The sequence below is a fragment of the Exiguobacterium sp. ZWU0009 genome (genome assembly GCF_000798935.2).
In the GTDB taxonomy this organism is placed as follows: Bacteria; Bacillota; Bacilli; order Exiguobacteriales; family Exiguobacteriaceae; genus Exiguobacterium_A; species Exiguobacterium_A acetylicum.
Map to the genome: position 1 here is coordinate 1,552,160 of NZ_CP018057.1, position 18,406 is coordinate 1,570,565.

26 protein-coding genes are annotated in these 18,406 nt (G+C 47.4%); 17 read left to right on the forward strand and 9 right to left on the reverse strand.

From position 1 onward, the window contains the following. Positions 1–155 precede the first annotated feature (155 nt). The 3 genes from L985_RS08065 to L985_RS08075 are packed head-to-tail and all read left to right on the forward strand — an operon-like array spanning position 156 to position 2,669. Positions 156–785: a DedA family protein gene (locus L985_RS08065; protein ID WP_029341592.1), complete on the forward strand. Its 630-nt coding sequence runs from the start codon at positions 156–158 to the stop codon at positions 783–785. A 54-nt stretch (positions 786–839) separates the two neighbouring features. After that, positions 840–1,967, forward strand: coding sequence for an MGDG synthase family glycosyltransferase (locus tag L985_RS08070; RefSeq protein WP_052169367.1), 1,128 nt, complete (start codon positions 840–842; stop codon positions 1,965–1,967). Between the two features lie 15 nt (positions 1,968–1,982). Continuing rightward, a complete protein-coding gene (locus L985_RS08075; RefSeq protein WP_047390462.1) occupies positions 1,983–2,669 on the forward strand; it encodes a polysaccharide deacetylase family protein in 687 nt (228 codons plus the stop codon). A 46-nt stretch (positions 2,670–2,715) separates the two neighbouring features. On the opposite strand, the gene L985_RS08080 is transcribed toward L985_RS08075, so the two are convergent. Further along, a complete protein-coding gene (locus L985_RS08080; RefSeq protein WP_047390460.1) occupies positions 2,716–2,964 on the reverse strand; it encodes a hypothetical protein in 249 nt (82 codons plus the stop codon). Positions 2,965–3,049: 85 nt separating this feature from the next. Next, entirely contained in the window at positions 3,050–4,159 is a 1,110-nt protein-coding gene (locus L985_RS08085; protein WP_051656259.1) for a GGDEF domain-containing protein, read from the reverse strand. A 155-nt stretch (positions 4,160–4,314) separates the two neighbouring features. Between L985_RS08085 and L985_RS08090 the strand changes: the two genes are divergently transcribed. Then, positions 4,315–4,824, forward strand: a complete 510-nt coding sequence (locus L985_RS08090; RefSeq protein ID WP_029341597.1) for a DUF402 domain-containing protein — start codon at positions 4,315–4,317, stop codon at positions 4,822–4,824. 19 nt (positions 4,825–4,843) lie between these two features. After that, a complete protein-coding gene (locus L985_RS08095; protein ID WP_029341598.1) occupies positions 4,844–5,329 on the forward strand; it encodes an NUDIX hydrolase in 486 nt (161 codons plus the stop codon). Positions 5,330–5,379: 50 nt separating this feature from the next. On the opposite strand, the gene L985_RS08100 is transcribed toward L985_RS08095, so the two are convergent. Then, positions 5,380–5,862 (reverse strand): DinB family protein, encoded by a 483-nt coding sequence (locus tag L985_RS08100; protein ID WP_047390457.1) that lies wholly within the window; start codon positions 5,860–5,862, stop codon positions 5,380–5,382. 90 nt (positions 5,863–5,952) lie between these two features. On the opposite strand from L985_RS08100, the gene L985_RS08105 reads away from it, so the two are divergent. The 4 genes from L985_RS08105 to L985_RS08120 all read left to right on the forward strand — a co-directional run bounded on the left by L985_RS08105 (position 5,953) and on the right by L985_RS08120 (position 8,856). After that, a complete protein-coding gene (locus L985_RS08105) occupies positions 5,953–6,708 on the forward strand; it encodes a helix-turn-helix domain-containing protein (protein ID WP_047390455.1) in 756 nt (251 codons plus the stop codon). Continuing rightward, the gene (locus tag L985_RS08110) at positions 6,708–7,343 is read left to right on the forward strand and encodes a M15 family metallopeptidase (RefSeq protein ID WP_047390453.1); all 636 of its coding nucleotides are present in this window, start codon (positions 6,708–6,710) and stop codon (positions 7,341–7,343) included. Before L985_RS08105 ends, L985_RS08110 begins: the two co-directional genes overlap by 1 nt. Further along, a complete protein-coding gene (locus L985_RS08115) occupies positions 7,340–7,585 on the forward strand; it encodes a phage holin (protein ID WP_029341602.1) in 246 nt (81 codons plus the stop codon). Before L985_RS08110 ends, L985_RS08115 begins: the two co-directional genes overlap by 4 nt. Positions 7,586–7,734: 149 nt before the next feature. Continuing rightward, the gene (locus L985_RS08120; protein ID WP_235609887.1) at positions 7,735–8,856 is read left to right on the forward strand and encodes a GGDEF domain-containing protein; all 1,122 of its coding nucleotides are present in this window, start codon (positions 7,735–7,737) and stop codon (positions 8,854–8,856) included. Between the two features lie 59 nt (positions 8,857–8,915). Here L985_RS08120 and L985_RS08125 read toward each other — a convergent pair whose 3' ends face one another. Then, complete coding sequence (locus L985_RS08125; RefSeq protein ID WP_029341604.1) at positions 8,916–9,209, reverse strand: hypothetical protein; 294 nt, start codon at positions 9,207–9,209, stop codon at positions 8,916–8,918. 200 nt (positions 9,210–9,409) lie between these two features. Continuing rightward, the gene (locus L985_RS08130) at positions 9,410–10,087 is read right to left on the reverse strand and encodes a hypothetical protein (RefSeq protein ID WP_029341605.1); all 678 of its coding nucleotides are present in this window, start codon (positions 10,085–10,087) and stop codon (positions 9,410–9,412) included. A gap of 124 nt (positions 10,088–10,211) precedes the next feature. On the opposite strand from L985_RS08130, the gene L985_RS08135 reads away from it, so the two are divergent. After that, positions 10,212–11,285, forward strand: a complete 1,074-nt coding sequence (locus tag L985_RS08135; RefSeq protein WP_071908784.1) for a threonine aldolase family protein — start codon at positions 10,212–10,214, stop codon at positions 11,283–11,285. Here L985_RS08135 and L985_RS08140 read toward each other — a convergent pair. Next, positions 11,255–11,662, reverse strand: coding sequence for a MerR family transcriptional regulator (locus tag L985_RS08140; RefSeq protein WP_047395349.1), 408 nt, complete (start codon positions 11,660–11,662; stop codon positions 11,255–11,257). The genes L985_RS08135 and L985_RS08140 overlap by 31 nt on opposite strands. Before the next feature lie 82 nt (positions 11,663–11,744). Between L985_RS08140 and L985_RS08145 the strand changes: the two genes are divergently transcribed. Then, positions 11,745–12,494 carry an SDR family NAD(P)-dependent oxidoreductase gene (locus tag L985_RS08145; protein WP_029341608.1) on the forward strand — a complete coding sequence of 250 codons (750 nt, stop codon included), beginning with the start codon at positions 11,745–11,747 and terminating at the stop codon, positions 12,492–12,494. Between the two features lie 770 nt (positions 12,495–13,264). Continuing rightward, positions 13,265–13,513 carry a hypothetical protein gene (locus tag L985_RS08155; protein ID WP_029341610.1) on the forward strand — a complete coding sequence of 83 codons (249 nt, stop codon included), beginning with the start codon at positions 13,265–13,267 and terminating at the stop codon, positions 13,511–13,513. A gap of 68 nt (positions 13,514–13,581) precedes the next feature. On the opposite strand, the gene L985_RS08160 is transcribed toward L985_RS08155, so the two are convergent. After that, positions 13,582–13,908, reverse strand: coding sequence for a DUF3139 domain-containing protein (locus tag L985_RS08160; RefSeq protein WP_029341611.1), 327 nt, complete (start codon positions 13,906–13,908; stop codon positions 13,582–13,584). A 73-nt stretch (positions 13,909–13,981) separates the two neighbouring features. Between L985_RS08160 and L985_RS08165 the strand changes: the two genes are divergently transcribed. Beyond that, complete coding sequence (locus L985_RS08165) at positions 13,982–14,278, forward strand: hypothetical protein (protein WP_029341612.1); 297 nt, start codon at positions 13,982–13,984, stop codon at positions 14,276–14,278. After that, a complete protein-coding gene (locus tag L985_RS08170; RefSeq protein ID WP_029341613.1) occupies positions 14,271–14,465 on the forward strand; it encodes a hypothetical protein in 195 nt (64 codons plus the stop codon). The genes L985_RS08165 and L985_RS08170 overlap by 8 nt, the downstream gene beginning before the upstream one ends. A gap of 203 nt (positions 14,466–14,668) precedes the next feature. Here L985_RS08170 and L985_RS08175 read toward each other — a convergent pair whose 3' ends face one another. Then, the gene (locus tag L985_RS08175) at positions 14,669–15,085 is read right to left on the reverse strand and encodes a hypothetical protein (RefSeq protein ID WP_047395346.1); all 417 of its coding nucleotides are present in this window, start codon (positions 15,083–15,085) and stop codon (positions 14,669–14,671) included. 261 nt (positions 15,086–15,346) lie between these two features. Between L985_RS08175 and L985_RS08180 the strand changes: the two genes are divergently transcribed. From L985_RS08180 to L985_RS08190, 3 genes are all read left to right on the forward strand, one after another. Continuing rightward, positions 15,347–16,252, forward strand: a complete 906-nt coding sequence (locus tag L985_RS08180) for a methyl-accepting chemotaxis protein (protein ID WP_047395343.1) — start codon at positions 15,347–15,349, stop codon at positions 16,250–16,252. Between the two features lie 116 nt (positions 16,253–16,368). Continuing rightward, the gene (locus L985_RS08185) at positions 16,369–16,998 is read left to right on the forward strand and encodes a class I SAM-dependent methyltransferase (RefSeq protein ID WP_047395340.1); all 630 of its coding nucleotides are present in this window, start codon (positions 16,369–16,371) and stop codon (positions 16,996–16,998) included. Positions 16,999–17,064: 66 nt separating this feature from the next. Then, complete coding sequence (locus L985_RS08190) at positions 17,065–18,000, forward strand: cation diffusion facilitator family transporter (protein WP_047395338.1); 936 nt, start codon at positions 17,065–17,067, stop codon at positions 17,998–18,000. Between the two features lie 47 nt (positions 18,001–18,047). Here L985_RS08190 and L985_RS08195 read toward each other — a convergent pair whose 3' ends face one another. Beyond that, positions 18,048–18,365 carry a hypothetical protein gene (locus L985_RS08195; RefSeq protein ID WP_023468204.1) on the reverse strand — a complete coding sequence of 106 codons (318 nt, stop codon included), beginning with the start codon at positions 18,363–18,365 and terminating at the stop codon, positions 18,048–18,050. Positions 18,366–18,406 lie beyond the last annotated feature (41 nt).

The following is an 18,406-nucleotide window of genomic DNA, read 5'->3' on the forward strand; positions in this document are numbered from 1 at the left end:
TGAGAACTGTCACGAGGTGAGATGAGAGAATGGGTCAATTTTCGAATGAAACAGGTTTTAATTTTTCTAAAAAAGGAATTGCATGAACAGGAACGAATACATAGTCAGAAGACGATGAAACAGTACAGAGAGACAGCAGTAGAGGACGTGACAACATGAACATGGATACGGTCAACCAGTATCTCGATGCCTATGGATATGGCGTTATTTTCATCTTTTTATTTTTTGGTATCGTCGGGATCCCGGCACCGGAAGAATCACTACTCGTCCTGATCGGTATCTTAAGTGGTCAGAACGAAGAACGCTTGATCTATTCGATCTTGACCGCTTACGCCGGGACGTTCGTCGGCATGCTGACAGCATATGGCGCGGGGCGCTTCTTTGGACCGACCGTCTTACGGTACGGTCGGTTTATCGGATTGACGAGGGAGCGCTGGGAACGGGTGTCAAACGGCTACATGGGACGAATCAATCGGACGATCATTGGCGGTCTTTATATTCCCGGTGTGCGGCAAATCAATCCATATTTTGCAGGGATGAAGCGGATTCCATTCGGTCGGTATTTCTGGGTGTCGGCACTTGGTTCCGCACTATGGGTCGTTCCTTTCGTCTTACTCGGTCACTTTGCCGGAAAGACGTTTCATATCAAGCCGGAAGTCGTCCCGTATTTCGGACTTGCCTTACTCGTGTTGTTCCTGCTCGGTGTCCTCGTCAAATGGATCAAGCGTAAACGGCTCGAAAAACGCGTCGTTTCAAGGGAAAACCAAGCGGGAAAAGAAGACTAAGCGATACTTCTTTTTAAAGGATTTTTGCGGATAGTTTGAAGGAGTGGACATACGATGCAAAAAATAGTGATCTTTCCTTTTTTAAGGATGCGATCCGGTCATCATCTCGTCGCGGAAGCCATCGCCGAACGATTGCAGGGACCAGACGTTGAAGTCAAGGAAGTAGAGTTACTCAGTACAATCAGCCCGTTTGCGGAATGGGTGACATCGAAGTTTTATCTGAACTGGATTCGCCATTTCTCTAACGGTTATAGTCGTTTTTATCATCGGCACATCGCCGGACGTTCGAGTAACGCGCGCTCGACAGGGTGGACGTCGCATTATTTCCAACAACAGATGTTACGGATCATTCGGACGGAAGAGCCGGATGTCATCATCTGTACACATGCGTTTCCGTCCTATCTGTTGAATCAATTGAAAGAACGAAACCTTTGTGACGTACCGGTCATCAATGCTTATACCGATCTATTCGTCAGTCGGGTTTGGGGAAAGACGCATATCGAGTATCATTTGTTGCCGAATCGTGAGGCAAAACAGGAGTTACTCACGCAACATGCCGTGCCGGAAGAGCGCTTATTTGTGACGGGAATCCCTGTCCATCCAGCAATCTCTGGCGGTTCGATCATTCGCTCGACGCAGTCCCGCAAACAAATTCTTGTTGCTGGAGGAAACGGTGGGCTCGGTCAACTGGAGACGTTGCTGAAGCAAATCGAGCACTGTGCGGAAGCGGATTTTTACGTCTTATGTGGCAATAATCGCTCGTTATACAAACGATTGTCGTCACAGAAACAAGCTCACATCCATCCACTTGCCTATATCGATTCACGTGATGAGATGAATCAGCTATATGAACGGATGGATGCAATCGTCACGAAGCCTGGTGGCGTAACGGTCAGTGAAGCATTCGAAAAACGGGTACCGCTTTTTATGCAGCATGTCCTACCAGGGCAAGAAGAAATCAATCGAACTTATTTATTAGATAAAGGACTTGCCTTTTCGTTCGATCAAACAGATACACTCGCTGACGTCATTCGTCGAACACTTGAGAATCCGGACGTCATGCACCAATGGCAGCAAGCGATCTCACAGTATCAAAGTGAGCAAGTGATTGCCGATCGACGTTTTTTTGAGAAACGGATTGCGGGTTGTCTTGAAGGTGGTCAGCGTCAAGTAAACGGATAAAGGAGAATTATGCAGATGCGGTCACGCCTTGTCACAGCGGGAGTTCTCGCTACACTTGCCTATACGGTCGTTCCGTATATGGCCTCACGCGTCTTTGGATGGCGCGTCACGAAATCAATGGATTCACGATCCGTCGCCTTGACGTTCGATGATGGTCCAGATCCCGTCTATACAGCAGAATTACTGGACCTTTTACAACAAGAAGGGATTCAGGCGACGTTTTTCGTCGTGGGTCATAAAGCGGAGGCACATCCGGATCTCATTCGCCGGATGCACGAAGAAGGGCATCAACTCGGTATTCACAACTATGTCCATCGTCCAAACTGGTCGATGCGACCGTCGACAGTCCGGACAGGCATCGAGCGGACAGCAGCAATCATTGAACGGATCACGGGCGAATGTCCGACGGTCTACCGTCCACCGTGGGGGGCGCTTAATGCTGGAGATGTCCTCTGTCCTCCTTCTTACAAAATGATTCTCTGGTCGAAGATGGCGGAGGACTGGAAGCTAGAGGGCGGGAGCGCAAAAATCAAACGACTGCTATCAAATGTGTCAGAAGGAGACATCATCTTGCTCCACGATAACGGGGATACGTTCGGGGCAGATGCACAAGCGCCCGTGCAGACGATTGCGGCGCTAAAAGAACTCTTGCCGGAGTGGAAAGCACGCGGCTTACAGTTTCGGCGGATCGATCAAGCGTAAAGAAAGAGGACTTACCGGTTTCATGGTAAGTCCTCTTTTGCATGGATCATGCTTCGTGTGACATGTCGTCCTCGTCTTCTTGGCTATGATGGAGAATCAAACGCCGCACGACGAACGAGCGTAAGAATAAGATGAAGGTGACGAGCGGAAGTAGTAACCACCACGATTGCGTTAAAAATAAATCATCAAACGTCGTGATCATGACGAAATGACGCCCGATGTACAACCACATGAAAAAGGAACTGACGAACAGAATCGCTTCTGATGTCGTCATGAACTCAAAATCGGATTTCATTGCTTCACTCCTTATGGATGGATGATCTGTTTTTTTAGCATCATCCAGCGTACTCTACTAAACAAACTAATGGGTATGATAAAGATTAAGAACGGACCGGTTCGCGGTCTTGCGTCGTTATCGCTGCCTCGGCATCGACCTCGTACAGAATGACACGGTTCCGCCCTTGCTCCTTGGCGGCATATAACGCTTCATCGGCAAGGATATTCATCCGCTGGGCGGCGACGTGTTTCCCATGGGCGATACCGACGGACGCCGTGATGGAGATGGCGGGAAAGCCGTCGAGCTGAAAGCGCGTGTTCGCGATCCGCTCCCGGATTCGGTTGGCGACCTTCGCGACTTTCGAAGGCGTCAAATCATAGACGAGTACCATGAATTCCTCTCCACCGATGCGTGCCGTGATATCATGCGGACGCGTTTCTTCCTGTAAGATCCGTGCGAACTGTTGTAAGACGAGATCCCCATTCGCATGCCCGTATGTATCGTTGACGTGCTTGAAGTGGTCGATGTCGAGCGCGAGCACATTGTAGACGCGTCCTTCTTCTTCGAGAAATGCCGTTCGTTCATCCCAAACACGTCGATTGTACAGACCCGTCAAGTGATCGAGTTCTGCGGATTGTTTATAGCGTTGCACCTGTTCGTTAAGCAACTGAAAATCAATCGTCAATAAGCTCGATAAGAGTCCAACCGCGAGTCCGATCGTCCATGTCGAAGCGAGTAAGCGAAAGGCGGCGTCACTGAAACCGAGATTGATTGAGACGGCGATTGAAATCATGAACAACGCCCAGACGTTCATGATCAGATTTTGCAAGAATGGTCGATGAAGCAACCGCTTGTGGATGAAGTACATCCCGGTGCTGATGCCAAGGACAGCGAGAAAAGCGACGACCGCTTGTGGAGTCCAACCGAAGTAGAACCGGGAGCAACCGATGATCAGCGTCGCGATGATCAGTGGCGAGCGGACGCCATAAAAGGCGAGCAGGACGAGCGGTAAATGTCGCAAGTCCATCCGTAACGACTCGTTGATGGCGATCCCCTTAAACATCAATAGTACCCCGAGCAGCCCGGTGGCGAGACCGACAATGAGGGATTTCAAGCTACTTGACGCGAGACGTTGACTATAAATGATTTTGGCGATTAAATAAAAGCCGGTGAAGGCGATGCAAGCATTCAATAACAACTCGGCAATGAACATCGGTTCCACATCCTTGAGTATGATACCTTCACGATAGCAGTTTGATAAAGGATGTCAACGAGAGACTCTCAAAATTTTAGTAAATCAGGTAAAGACTTGCTTCGATATGATCATTTGGTAAAATAAGAGAGCTTTAGGGAAAGGGAGGGATGAGGTTGGAACCGAAACATCTAACGATTGAAGCGCGGAAGTTTGACGGACGTCTGCACTATTCGTGGGACGGAGACGTTCTTGTTCAGACGGAAGCGTATCTGCTCGTCGCGAATATGCCCGGACGGACACTTTTACATCATTGTCGCGAAGCGGTGTATACATATGACAATTATAGTCTGGAATTCTATCCGCTTGATGCTGATTTCACAGTCGGTCTCGATTTAGAGCGGACGGGAGAAGTGACGTATTACTGTAACATTTGCTTACCGTCGGTTCTTCAAGGAACTACCTTATCGTTCATCGATCTGGATCTCGATCTCGTCCATCGAGAGGGAGTGTGGACGGTCGTCGACGAGGACGAATTTTTAGAGAACCAACAATTGTACGACTATCCGACTGATGTGATTGAACGAGCTCGTGCATCGTTACTGAACCTACAACAGCGAATCTCGCAGCAGAGTTTCCGTTTGACGGCTTTTTGGATCCGTTCATCCCGACCGTCCTGCAGATGAAGAGAAGGGGGAATGACACATGAAGACGATTCGTTGTCACCGGGCATTCGGTGTCTATGGATTATTGATGAAGGATGATGCCTTACTCGTCATCGACAAGAATGGTGGACCGTATATCAATCGCTATGACTTACCAGGGGGGAGCCTCGAAGAAGGGGAGACGCTCGCTACGGCGATGCGCCGGGAATTCACGGAAGAGACAGGGCTCGAGGTGGCACTCGAACGGCAGATCGGCGTCGCGGACTTCAAGCTTCCGTGGGATTGGCGCGAGTTCGAAGAAGTCCATCACATCGCCGTCTTTTATCTCGTCCGACAGACGGGTGGAACGCTTTGTATCCCTGAACAATTCGTCGGACAAGACTCGCTCGGTGCGCGCTGGGTCAAGGCGAGTGACGTCTCGATCGATAACGCGTCACCGCTCGTACTCGAAGCGTTTCGCTGGATTGAGGAACAGCAACTCGATCTCGAGGCAAGGCACTTTTCAAATTGGGATGTCTTGAAATGAATCGAAGCGCTCTTCGCATGAGGAGAGCGCTTTTTTTCATGTTCGATTCGCTAATGCAGCATCGAGTCGTCGTTTTGATGCTGATGATGTGCGAGATGGTACGAAACGAGAGCATACCACTCTGCTGCGTTCAACCAGCCCATTCCACCGTGACGCGTCTTTTGGTCAGATGCTGTCGACTGAGCGATCGTTGCAAGCGCGGCGTGACGATCGCTCAGCTGTCGCCAGCGCGTCCGTAGTCGCTCGATTTGATCCGTCTCGTCAGGTGGTGCATTCATCGTATCCGGTAATCGGATTGGAGTCGCCGGAAACGCGCCGGCAGTAAATAATCGTTCACCGAACGGAGACTTCCCGGATTCTGTTACTGGTGCGAACTGACATGCCTCGACTTCATCTAAATATTCATGACTGACGACAATCAGGTGATCATACATCTGACTGATCGACCATGTGTCATGATCGATGTGATGGATTAATTCATCGGGACGATAGTGATCCAGTTCGTGTAAGTAAAATGTAAATAGCTCGTTCATTTCGTCACTCCTCTCAAAAAACTTCTCCCTATTCTTTTCGAACAAACAGTCACTTCTTCCTGTCATCTTTCCTAGAAAGGAGGAATCACTATGCAAACCCCTTATCTTCCGATTCCCCATACGCTCTTACGGAGCGGGACGGCATTCGCGTCCGTCCATGAAAAGATGATTTACCTGATCCTCGAGAGTTTCAGCGGTCAGGATGGTCAAGCGTTTCCGTCCTATCAGACGATTGCCGATGCTGTCCCGTGCAGCAAATCGACGGTCAAGTCGTGTATCCAGTCCTTGATTGCGAGCGGTCGGATTGAAAAGGTCGAACGCTTTACGAAACACGGAGGGCAGACATCAAATGCCTATCGTGTCCTGCCTCGTGTTGACAGTACACCCCCGGTAAGTCAGGAGACGACTGCCCCCGAGGTTTTTGTTGCCTCCGAAGAAGAGGTCTTGAAGAAAACGACTTTAAAAAAGGAACTGGTGCAGCAGTACGAGACGAATCTCGGCAAAGCGACACCCCGAATCAAGCAAGAATTGCTTCAGCTTGCGTCGAAGCACCCAGTCGAGCGGATTCAGTACGCAATCGAAGAAGCGGCACGGGCGAATAGTCGTCACTTCGGTTATATCGAACAAGTCGTCAAGCGCCTCGCGACCGGATCCGCTACTAAACGTTCCAAACGAATAACTCATCGAACGCGGAAAGGAACTTCATTATTTCAATTACCGAATTGGGTTGAACAAGAAAAAATATCACAACGCGCTTACGAGGCGAAACAACAAGAGCAGCAAGTCATTCCTGACGATGCCGAGATCGCTGAATTGTTACAAGCATTGACAAGGGAGGGAGCTTAATGCAATTAGAAGAGTTACTGCGACGGGCAAACCAAAAACTAACTGTCCCCGGCATGCACCCGACAGTCGTCCGAATCGCGCGTGACGTGATTCGTGAGCTCTATCCGCAAGGGATCAAGCTCGGTATAGCGCAAAGCTTTCGGAGCATAGCCGAACAGAACGCGTTATATGCGAAGGGACGGACGACACAAGGACCGATCGTCACACAGGCACGAGGGGGTCAATCAAACCATAACTTCGGTGTCGCAATCGACGTCTTCCATTACGAAAATGGCGCATTGTTCCTTTCTCCGCCAGATGCGCGACTCCGGCGGATCGTTGCGGTGATGAAGCGGCGCGGAATGGACTGGGGAGGGGATTGGTCCCGTTTTCCCGACTATCCGCATTTCGAACTGTACGATCATGTCAGTTTGGCACGGCATCATGTGCCAAAACCGGGGCATTATCTGCGAGAACGAATTCAAGCACCGGAACTCGTTCGGGCAATTGAAAAACGATTAGGTCTAGCGGTAACCGGAGTGTTTGATGCCCGATTGACGCACGCCGTTCGAACGTTCCAACAGACGTGTCGTCTTGTCGTTGACGGAATTGTTGGTCCACTAACATGGCATCGTTTGTTTCCGGTGTCCCCATGATTCGTTTTCAAGCGTGGATTCGACTCTTGATTCCGCTCTACGTCTTTCTTGAGTTACTCTTACCGACGCTCGGATTTTCGGCATTACCGGTGTCGTCAAGTGACGTCGAGCGATTCGTGACGGGTCTGATTGGACTAGTCGGTCTTTTCATTGCTTGGTGGAAAAACAATGACGTGACCGAGCGTGCACTGAGACGAAGACAGGCACAGGAACAGCTGGAAAACACATCCTTGACCGATTAAGAAGGCTGGAAGCGTTTGGAATGTGTCAGCAACGGGCATTATTTCATACAAACGACTAACAGTTTGATTTCAAGACACCGATATAAGGGATAGACTTTAGTCAAGTAGATAAAGAAAGAAAGGTCGGTCTTTTTGTGAAATGGTCAACGTTGCAGCGGTATTTGTTTTTAGCACTTTGTGCGCTTTTGTTTACAAGCGTCTGGAGCTATCAAGCTTTCCTGAAAATCGAACGAGAAAATGCTCGTATCTTAAACGAGGCGATTCCCATCTCGACGGAAGCAGCAGAATTATTTCCAGCGTTATTGAACCTTGAACTCGTCGTCCGCAGTTATATCCTCTCACCGAACGAGGCGGATTTAGCCCAGTATGAACGGACGATTGATCGGCTTAATCAAACGGTCAAGCGACTCAATCAACTCGATGAGAATCATCCGATCATGCGAAAACTCGTCCGGACCGAGGCGATTCCCCGAATTGAGACGGCGACGCGTTTTTATGACGCGCAACTGGAACTCGCTCGAAGTGGAGATCAAGCAGCGGCTGAGGCAAAACGATATCAGGGGATGCAGTACATCGAGACGTTTCGTCCGATCGATGCTCGTCTACGAACGGACGTCAATCGCATCATTGCTGAAGCAACGAATCGTTCCGAACAAGCATCGAGTGCTGCGAAATGGGTCATCGTCGTTGTCGCAAGCATCGCGGTCATCGTCTTGATCGCCTTCATCCAGACGTTTCGGATGGAGCGCAGTAAACAAGCCTTGATTCATCGTTCTCTTCACGACGCCTTGACTGGTATCCCGAATCGACGGGCGTTCGATGAACGACTCGAGCAACTGCTTGAAGAAGCCAAACAACATCAGACACCACTCTCCCTGATTCTGATCGATGTTGATGCCTTTAAATCGTATAACGATACGTATGGTCATTTAAAAGGGGATGAATGTTTAAAAGAAGTCGCCCGCGTCTTAAAGCGTCAAGCGCGTCACGGACAAGTCGCACGGTACGGTGGGGAGGAATTCACAGTCTTGTTGTCGCGTGGAGCAGAAGAAACCCGGCACATTGCAGAACGAATCCGTCAGGACATTCTCGATTTGAATATCGTACATGAACGGTATGAACCACTTTGCCGGGTCAGTGTCAGTCTTGGCTTGACGTCGCTCGTACCCGGAGCAGAGACGACGGAAAAAGAGGTGATCGATCAAGCCGACCAAGCGTTGTATCGGGCGAAAGAGAATGGTCGGAACCAAATCGGTGACATGGCAGGCTGAAAATATGAATTCGACAAAAATCCCACGCGTGAGATGCGATGCTCACGTGTGGGATTTTTTCATTGTAAGATGACGCAATATGATCGATCGGAAATGAGAGGCGCCGATATGACATAGACCGCTTTGACGGGAACACCACCGACACGTGCATCGAGTTGTTTGAGCTGGGACCGAATCTTGCGGCTTAAGCCATAGCGTGTTTCAGTACTGAGCTCATCGACATCTTCTTGGACGTGCAAGAGAAGTTGGAACGGTTCAAGCGAAAAGATTGAAAAATCACAGGAAATCCGCGGATCCTCGAACTTTTCATTCAATTCCTTCTTGATGTAATAGGCTTCTTGTGCACTGATCATCTTCTCTCACCTCACTCTCCTGGTTGAACGACTTTTTCTCTACTATAGTCTATATTACCCAGTTTTCTGGCAACTAATCGTCTGATTTTGAAAAATAGTCAATCCAAACTTTAAAAACACTTGAAACGTTTTTTTAAGATGTCATCCTACTCGACAGCAAAAGAAAAACCGCCGAGCTTCAATGAGCAGGGCGGCAGGATTCAAGAGATCGATGATTGAACTTGGCATGTTCGAAGATACTGCTCCATCGCTTGGCCGAAGAAGGTCAATTGATGCGTCGAGATGACCGGTACCTTCCCATACCGCACTTCAAAGTAGAGCGGATCAACAGGAGATGGGAACGCAATCCGATCAAACCATTCCGTTACCGTCTCGTGGGTCCGGCGTTGTAAGGACAGTGGCAATTGTGCATTAAAGTGAGCGAGTTGTTTTCGAATCGAGTCAGCAGGCAGGTCTTTTGTCTCATAAATGAAGATTGGAAATCGTGGCGGAAGCACATACCCTGATGGATCGATACGAGGTCGACGCAACCACTGGAGATAATGCCAGAAAAACCAGCTACAAAACAGGAGAATGAGACATAGTATGAGAAGATAAGGAGGTGTCGTCACCGAAGAATCGAACCCTGTCCGGAACCATGGAGCTGGTGGATCGACTTCGCTCATCGTGACCGTGCTCTCGCCATAAGACGTTCCTTCTTCGATCGTATCGAAGATCGATTCCTTTGGACCACAACGATCGACGCAATATGTATTCGTTGCTGGATCAATTCGTCCAAGCAGTGACGTATAGAGCGACGGGACGAATTGTTGCACGGTAAGTAGTAGTAGACAGACAAGTGGGATAAGAAGCAATAGGCGAGTGCGAAGCGTTTGCACGATAGGGACACCTCCTTTGACGAGTACGTTTAACAGACTTTCGCTACACAGTATAGCAAAAGTGGAGAGGGAATATTTTGATTTTTTCAAAAAATAGTCATTGATTTAGAAGGGAATGAAAGAGATGGATTTACGATCGAGTTACCAAGAAACGACGAAACGTTTAGATGGACATGGTAGTCGGACGGTTGGCGTGTTACAAGAAGCGCTGCGAACTGTCTCAGCTGATCAACCAAGTGACATCTATGGCAACGGCGAATTCATCAAGACGTTCGAGCGCAAGATGGCAGACTTACTTGGGCATGAGGATGCGGTCTTTTTCCCGAGTGGTACGATGGCGCAACAGATTGCGCTACGCATCTGGTCGGATGAACAGGGTAATCGCAAGGTCGCCTATCATCCGCTTTGTCATCTCGAAATCCATGAGCAGGACGGCTTAAAGAAATTGCACGGAATCGAACCAGTACTAGTCGGAGAAGCCGATCGGTTGATGACGATGGACGACATCAAAGCTTTGCCGGACGTCAGTTGTCTGTTACTCGAACTGCCACAACGCGAACTCGGTGGATTGCTTCCGTCACGTGAGGAACTTGAAATCATCTGCACGTATGCCCGTAAACAGAATATCCGACTTCACTTGGACGGTGCCCGTTTACTTGAGGTCTTACCGTATTATGAGGCAGAAGCAAAGGACATCGCGCAACTGTTTGATAGTGTCTATATCTCATTTTATAAAGGACTCGGCGGTGTTGCAGGAGCGATTTTAGCCGAACCAGAAACGTTTTGCCAAGAGGCGCGAATCTGGAAACGGCGCTATGGCGGTGATTTGATCAGTCTCTATCCGTATATCCTATCCGCCGACTATTATTATGAACAACGAAAAAACCGCATGGCGGAGTACCATGCAGCCGCAAAAGCACTAGCGAGAAGGTTGAATGCAATTCCAGGCATCTCGACTCGTCCCCTTGAGCCTGTCTCAAACATGTTTCATCTCTACTTCAAGGCAGAAAAAAAAGTCGTCGAAGAAAAATTGATTGCCATCCAGTTGCAAGGACCGGTTGGTATCGCCGGCTATCTAGTTGAGAAAGACATCGGCTGCGCAACAGAAATCAACATCGGCGATAGTTTTCTTGCGTTAACGCCTGACGAGCGGAAAACGGTCTTTCGTCAATTGACGGAGGCATTTTCCGAGGATTGAACAACATCAGGAGCGGGAATCGTAGGATGGAGGCGACGATAGGTGTCGACTTTTTCTGCGATCATTCGCTCCGTTTCCTGTAATGCTGCCAGTTGTGCCAAGACGTTCGCATGGTGTGCTTCAAGCAATGCGAGCCGTTCCCGTGTCGTATCCTGCTCGCCGTGGGCAAGGAACAGCGTCACATACGAACGGATCTGCTCGATCGGCATATGCGTTTCGCGCAAGCGAAGGACGAACCGAAGCCACGTCACATCTTGGTCGTCGTATCGACGTTGACCGTTCTGGCGCTTCGGAAACAGTAGCCCTTCTTTCTCGTAATAGCGAATCGTATGGGCACTCGTATCGGTCAATCGACTGATTTCAGAAATCGTATACATACATCTCACCTTTCTGCTTGACTTAGAGTTCACTCTAAGGATTAGACTCTCACTATACCAAATCAAAAAGGGGATATGCTACATGAAGTACACGGTCATTACAGGAGCAAGTTCAGGAATTGGATATGAGACAGCAAAACTACTCGCAGGAAAAGGAAAATCACTCGTCCTCGTCGCACGGCGGACGTCTGAGCTCGAAAAACTTCGGGATGAAGTCAAACAAATCTCACCAGACAGTGATGTCATCCTCAAGTCGGTCGATCTTTCGGATAACCAAAACGTCCATGATCTGTACGAAGGCTTAAAAGAACTCGAAATTGAAACATGGATCAATAATGCCGGGTTCGGTGATTTTGATCTCGTCCAAGACATCGACCTAGGAAAAATCGAAAAGATGCTCCGCTTGAACATCGAGGCGTTGACGATTTTATCGAGTCTGTTCGTTCGCGATCATCATGACGTCGAAGGAACAACACTTGTCAATATCTCATCAGCCGGCGGTTACCGGATCGTGCCGAACGCGGTCACGTATTGTGCGACGAAGTTCTATGTCAGTGCCTATACAGAAGGGCTCGCGCAAGAACTGCAAAAAGGTGGCGCAAAACTTCGGGCGAAAGTGCTTGCACCAGCTGCGACAGAGACGGAATTCGCGGATCGTTCACGCGGGGAAGCAGGGTTCGACTACAGCAAGAACGTCAAGAAATACCATACAGCGGCTGAGATGGCAGGCTTCCTGCATCAGTTGATCGAAAGTGACGCGATCGTCGGCATCGTCGACGGTGAGACGTATGAGTTCGAATTGCGTGGTCCGTTGTTCAACTACGCAGGATAAAATAGAACAAGGTCCCTTTTTCGAATGAGAAAGGGACCTTGCTTATGTAAGCATAATTCGAACAAGTTTCATGAATGGATCAAAAAAGGACGTCCATCACTTATTTTTAAAGACTTTCTTCGCTAATTTCCATACGACATAGACGACTGCGCTAATGATCAGAAGATTCATCAAGGCACCGAAAATCATAAATTGCCCCACGAGTTAACCACCTTTAAATCCTTTTTAAGAGGAGTAAGCATTTTATTTACGTTTTTGTTTTGAGAACCTCAAGCTGATAAAGAATAACGCCATCAGCACGATAGCGATGTTCACGGCTAACGTTAATCGCTCATTTTCAATCACTCGACCATTCAAGAGATTCAAGATGATAACAAGCAACATAAATGACAATAAAAAGTATTTTATGGATTTATTTATCATGAATTACTTCCTTTTTTTGTGTTCTTGTATTAGTTTAAACATATCGCGCATTTTAAAACAAGGGGAATCAAGTTGGACGGAACATGTCAGAGTATTGAAAGTAACGTCAAATGACCATTGGAAAAAAGGTGATCGAATGAAAAACATGATGTTCTTAGGACTCGTCGTTCTCTTACTCACGATGCTCTTTTTACTTCATTATGGGCTACATCTCATCAGTGATACGACGCTGAAAATATCTTTGTTGGCTTCGCTGATCATAGTATTGATTGCGCGAAAAAAATGGAAGATTACGTTTTCTATTGCGGAATGATCTAGAGAACGTATGAAGAATTGGGAGAGAGAGAATGAGCGTCAATGAATTTTTTGACTGGAAAATCAATTTAGAGGATGAACTGTATGCTGTCATTGATGAGAAGGCGAGAAAAATGGTAGTGATGGGGAACTTCATCGAACTAAGCGCGGTCTTATGGATGGATCGAAATGATGTCCTTCAGTTAAAGCCGACGTGGGATTGTGTCATTTCCATCGACGATGCTACAAAACAGATTACGATTCGCTCGTCAGAATCATTGAATATGAGGGAAGAATGTTAAGTGATCAAACAATCGAGTCCATTCGTGCGATCGCTGAATGGGCTCGATTGTTATTTAAAGTACGACATCTACTTTAATTCATGTTGAACGGAGCCAGTCACTTCAACATGATGCTGGTCGTATACAGTCGTCAGTACATGATCTTCAACGATTTCATAGTTGTATATATAGTCTGGTTCATTCGTGTATTTGATTTCCAACACGTATCTTCCGGTCTTCGACTCAAAGACCGTTTCTTTTTTTGAAATATCTTGGTCGTATTCTGATTCAACTAACATTCGTTCAATCTTGATTTCAGTCATCGTTTTAGAAACGAAGAGGTGAGTCGGATAGGCAGCTATCAAGATGACGAGAACGATAAGTGTATAGATGAGTGGACGTACTTCTTTTTTCATACAATCACATCCGTTCCGATGAAATGAATAGAGAAGCTAGGTATTCTATATTGAAGATGAGGAGAGATATGTGATGGGAAAAAACAAAGACGAGATACCGTACTATATGAGGAACGTTCCGTTCTTCTTCCTAACGGCACTCCTCGCACCCGTCGCGGTATTACTTGTCCTACTCCACTGGGAAAAGCTCACTATGCAAATGAGAAATAATCATTTGACGTTCTCGATCTTAATGACCATGTTATACATCTCGAAAATACTGCCTGAAGGTCTGTTTAAAATCATATTCGCTGTCTTTACGTGGACGTTGATTCTTTTCGTGACATACATCTACTTCGGTGGCGGAAGAAAAGGAGGGGGACATGAGTAAGTATCATCTATCGAGTATTCGCTTAATTCTGATTGTCGTCATCACGTCGTCAATCTTGTATTATGGATTCGACTGGGAACTCGGGTATGGCATTATCTGGTTGATTGGTTTAGTAGGATTTACGATTTATCGCAACTTTGAGGCTGCTCGGAACGAGAAAATCGAAGCGCAAACGAAGAACGATTGATTTCATTTGAAGTCCATCGTTCTTTTTAAATATGACCCCACCGAACTAAATCTTCAAGGTAATCACGATACGATTCCATTTATTATCTTTTTCACCGACGCACTGGAATTCACCTGCTTTTACACAAATAGACCGTTGGACGAGTGACGAGTCCAATGGTCTATTTGTGTTATTTGTCGTCCTGTAGAACACATTTCATCGCCTTAGATCATTTTATATCCCATTCGTCTCGCCTCGATGAAAGCAGCAGCAAGAAAGGCGAAGCCCCCCAAAAGGATCCATGCTGCCCCACGTCCGACGAGTAAGGGATCCGTTCCATACAGCGATGTGCCCCACGTTAGAACGATTCCCTCTAAAAACGTCGCCATTAACAGTCCGAGACTGACACCCGGCACCATCTGTTCAGCATTCAAGCATGCAACTTTTTTTATGATGATGACGGAAATCCACGAAACCGGTAAACCAATCAGGAAGGCAATCACGTTTCCAACATTTTCGAACATGCCGATTCCAGATCCGAATCTGACTGACAGGGCACCGACGAACCAAAATGCTGCACCAAGTACGACCAAGACGATAGCTTGTCCTTTCGAGAATAGAGGGGGCTTATCATGTGTCATTTGTATTTCCTTCTTAAAGGTGTAGTATTTACTACATAAATAAATGTAGCATCTACTACGCTTTTTGACAATGCCATGGTGTATCGATTGTAACTGTCACAATCTTTTTATCGAAGTGATTTCGTTTTCGTGAAAAACAACTTGAATAATCGCCGATTCAGCTATAAAAAAGGTCAATCGATGACGATAGATAGGTACAGATTGTTCCTTTGAAAAACTGTCTTAGTACATGAACGATACATAGAAGGAGTTAATGACACCATGAATGAAACCTTACCGAGACCGTTACGTTCACCAGCGATTTTGTCGAGCCTTGAAGCAAACGTCGCGATGATCTGTTTTGATCGCCAACGACGTGTCGTCGACGTCAATGACTTGTTTGCGAAAACGATGAAATATAAACGAGACGAGATGATTGGCCTACAGCACCATACGTTTTGCACACCAGAATTCGCGAACAGCCGTGAGTATCAGGACTTTTGGACACGCCTGTTTTCGGGCTTCAGTACATCGGATAAAATCAAACGGGTCGATGCCCGGGGCGACATCTTATGGCTTGAAGCAACCTACATGCCGATTTTTGAAGGAGAAGAGGTCGTCGGCGTCGTCAAGATCGCGAGTAACATCACGGACCGGATCGACCGTGTGCAAGGATATGCGAAAAGCTTCCAGACGCTTGCTGAAGGACTGAATCTGCAGTCGATTCAAGGATCGAAAGAGGGAACCCAGCTTCAAGAAACGATGAACACGATCGCGAGTGAAACGGCAGAAAACCAACAGACGTTCGAAACGTTATATGACCAAGCAATCGAGATCACGAAGATTGCTGATACGATCAAGGAGATTGCTGCCCGGACGAACCTGTTGTCACTGAACGCAGCAATCGAAGCGGCACGGGCTGGAGAACACGGTAAAGGCTTTACGGTCGTTGCAAGTGAAGTCAAAAATTTATCAGATTTAGTCGGCAGTGCAGTTGTCGAAGTGCGGACGAATACGGAAACGATGAATCGTCAAATCATGGCGATGATGAAAAAGATTGAAGCGTCCCATCTCGAAGTCGCGTCGAGCCTTGCGACGGTAAAAGAAACGATGCAACGCTTTACCGCAATCGAAGAGGTCGCACAACAACTCGAGCAGCAAACAGAGGATTTCCGGTCGTTCATTTAAAACAATTACCTGCGATATTTCAGCAATGTGAGGGGATCACATTGCTTTTTTGATAGTGTTGAAATATCTAGGAAATGATAATGGAGTCATGGGAGTAGATAGTCAGGAGGATAGAAATGAAGCAATTTTGGAATAGATTCATCGATCAACAATATGCGAAACCACGGGGAATCATTGGAGCGTCAATTGGTGAGATCATGGTCCGGCAACATCATGAAGAAATGAAATGGACGATCGACATACTTAACGTTCAGGCAGGAGAAACTTTTTTAGAACTCGGTACAGGTGCGGGACATGGCATTGCCTATTTGCTTTCGCAAACAGATACGAAGCACGTTACAGGTCTCGATCTGTCAAAGACGATGGTCCGGTCAGCAACTTTTCGTAATCGGCAAGCGATTCAAGCAAACCGAGCGACGATTCAACAAGCCGATATTAATCATTTAAAATTACTCCATGAGACGGTCGACGGGATCTTTAGCATTCATACGGTATATTTTTGGGAATCCGTCGATCAGACATTACAAGAACTGTATCGCGCTTTACGACCAGGCGGGCGATTCGTTTTAACATACTGTGATGGAAAAGCAGGGATTGAGTGGTTAGATCTTCAAAAACAAATCGAACAGGAGTTCATTCCACTTGCTGAACAAGCTGGTTTTATAAATGTCGCATTAATACGCGGTCCAATCATTCGGTCGTTTCATACGGTAGCACTTGTGGGATATAAAGGATGTGCCCGTTGACCAAAGGGAGGATCCACGTTATAATTCAAATAGACGTTTGAATGAACTGATAAAGGAGGCAACGTCATGGCACATGATCATCATCACCACCATCATCATACCGACAATAAAAAGGTACTGCTCTTATCGTTCCTGATCATCACCGCGTTCATGGTCGTCGAAGTCATCGGCGGGATTTGGACGAATAGTCTAGCGTTGTTATCGGACGCAGGGCATATGCTCAGTGATTCGATTTCACTTGCAATTGCCCTGTTAGCCTTCCAGTTCTCGAGTCAAGCACCGGATGCGAACAAGACGTTCGGTTCAAAACGCTTTGAAATCTTAGCCGCAATCATAAATGGCGTGACATTGATCGTCATCGCTCTCTATATTTTCATTGAAGCCATCCAACGCTTCATCGATCCACCCGCTGTCGCAACGACCGGGATGCTGATCATCAGTGTCCTTGGCTTGCTCGTCAACATTCTCGTTGCTTGGATCATGACACGTGGCGGTGGACATGAGCACAACCTCAACATGCGCGGTGCCTATCTGCATGTCTTAAGCGACATGCTTGGATCGGTCGGTGCGATTGCAGCTGCTCTTCTGATCATGTTCTTCGGTTGGGGATGGGCGGATCCACTGGCGAGTGTCATCGTGGCGATCCTCGTCTTACGGAGCGGCTATTACGTGACGAAGGCATCCGTTCACGTCTTGATGGAAGGAACGCCGAGCGATGTCGACATCGATGAGGTCGTTTCGACGATTCAGACGAACGAAGCCGTCCTCGGACTACATGATCTGCACATCTGGTCGATCACGAGTGGCTATAACGCATTATCGTGTCACGTCGTCGTCAAAGAGGACATGACCGTCCGGGAGTCAGAGTCAATTCGCGAACAGATTGATCACGATTTGAAACACGTCGGTATTAACCACGCGACCATCCAGGTCGAGACGGATCAGCACGCACATGGCAATACGTTGTATTGTGACGGCAAACACGAATCGCATACGCATTAAAAAAACGAGCACGCGTCCAAATCGGACGTGTGCTCGTTTGCTTATGCTCAAATGATCGGCACCGTTGGTAGAAACAGCGTCGCGAACAGACTGATACTCAAGAACATCGAGTATCCGAAAAAGGTCGTTTTGGCATTTCCAGCAGCTCGGTTACCTAAGTACATGAAAAAAACGATGGATAAGAACGTCAAACCCGTCAATACGGACGAGTGGTGTTGATCCGGCGAAGGAGCAAGCGACTGGACAAGATGCGCGAGACCAAGCGGCAGGACGATCAAAAGAAAGTAGTAGCCTAGACGTGCCTCAGATGGGACGTCGACCTGTTCCTGTTCGGTTTCATAGTCATAACGCGTTTGCGTTTTCATGGATCTTCACCTCTCTATGCGTTTAGTATAGCGAATGAACA

Bases quoted from the DNA above. Each gene is read 5' to 3' on its own strand.
- L985_RS08065 (WP_029341592.1), top strand. From the start codon at position 156: ATGAACATGGATACGGTCAACCAGTATCTCGATGCCTATGGATATGGC.
- L985_RS08070 (WP_052169367.1), top strand. From the start codon at position 840: ATGCAAAAAATAGTGATCTTTCCTTTTTTAAGGATGCGATCCGGTCAT.
- L985_RS08075 (WP_047390462.1), top strand. From the start codon at position 1,983: ATGCGGTCACGCCTTGTCACAGCGGGAGTTCTCGCTACACTTGCCTAT.
- L985_RS08080 (WP_047390460.1), bottom strand. From the start codon at position 2,964: ATGAAATCCGATTTTGAGTTCATGACGACATCAGAAGCGATTCTGTTC.
- L985_RS08085 (WP_051656259.1), bottom strand. From the start codon at position 4,159: ATGTTCATTGCCGAGTTGTTATTGAATGCTTGCATCGCCTTCACCGGC.
- L985_RS08095 (WP_029341598.1), top strand. From the start codon at position 4,844: ATGAAGACGATTCGTTGTCACCGGGCATTCGGTGTCTATGGATTATTG.
- L985_RS08100 (WP_047390457.1), bottom strand. From the start codon at position 5,862: ATGAACGAGCTATTTACATTTTACTTACACGAACTGGATCACTATCGT.
- L985_RS08105 (WP_047390455.1), top strand. From the start codon at position 5,953: ATGCAAACCCCTTATCTTCCGATTCCCCATACGCTCTTACGGAGCGGG.
- L985_RS08110 (WP_047390453.1), top strand. From the start codon at position 6,708: ATGCAATTAGAAGAGTTACTGCGACGGGCAAACCAAAAACTAACTGTC.
- L985_RS08115 (WP_029341602.1), top strand. From the start codon at position 7,340: ATGATTCGTTTTCAAGCGTGGATTCGACTCTTGATTCCGCTCTACGTC.
- L985_RS08125 (WP_029341604.1), bottom strand. From the start codon at position 9,209: ATGATCAGTGCACAAGAAGCCTATTACATCAAGAAGGAATTGAATGAA.
- L985_RS08135 (WP_071908784.1), top strand. From the start codon at position 10,212: ATGGATTTACGATCGAGTTACCAAGAAACGACGAAACGTTTAGATGGA.
- L985_RS08140 (WP_047395349.1), bottom strand. From the start codon at position 11,662: ATGTATACGATTTCTGAAATCAGTCGATTGACCGATACGAGTGCCCAT.
- L985_RS08145 (WP_029341608.1), top strand. From the start codon at position 11,745: ATGAAGTACACGGTCATTACAGGAGCAAGTTCAGGAATTGGATATGAG.
- L985_RS08155 (WP_029341610.1), top strand. From the start codon at position 13,265: ATGAGCGTCAATGAATTTTTTGACTGGAAAATCAATTTAGAGGATGAA.
- L985_RS08160 (WP_029341611.1), bottom strand. From the start codon at position 13,908: ATGAAAAAAGAAGTACGTCCACTCATCTATACACTTATCGTTCTCGTC.
- L985_RS08165 (WP_029341612.1), top strand. From the start codon at position 13,982: ATGGGAAAAAACAAAGACGAGATACCGTACTATATGAGGAACGTTCCG.
- L985_RS08170 (WP_029341613.1), top strand. From the start codon at position 14,271: ATGAGTAAGTATCATCTATCGAGTATTCGCTTAATTCTGATTGTCGTC.
- L985_RS08175 (WP_047395346.1), bottom strand. From the start codon at position 15,085: ATGACACATGATAAGCCCCCTCTATTCTCGAAAGGACAAGCTATCGTC.
- L985_RS08180 (WP_047395343.1), top strand. From the start codon at position 15,347: ATGAATGAAACCTTACCGAGACCGTTACGTTCACCAGCGATTTTGTCG.
- L985_RS08185 (WP_047395340.1), top strand. From the start codon at position 16,369: ATGAAGCAATTTTGGAATAGATTCATCGATCAACAATATGCGAAACCA.
- L985_RS08190 (WP_047395338.1), top strand. From the start codon at position 17,065: ATGGCACATGATCATCATCACCACCATCATCATACCGACAATAAAAAG.
- L985_RS08195 (WP_023468204.1), bottom strand. From the start codon at position 18,365: ATGAAAACGCAAACGCGTTATGACTATGAAACCGAACAGGAACAGGTC.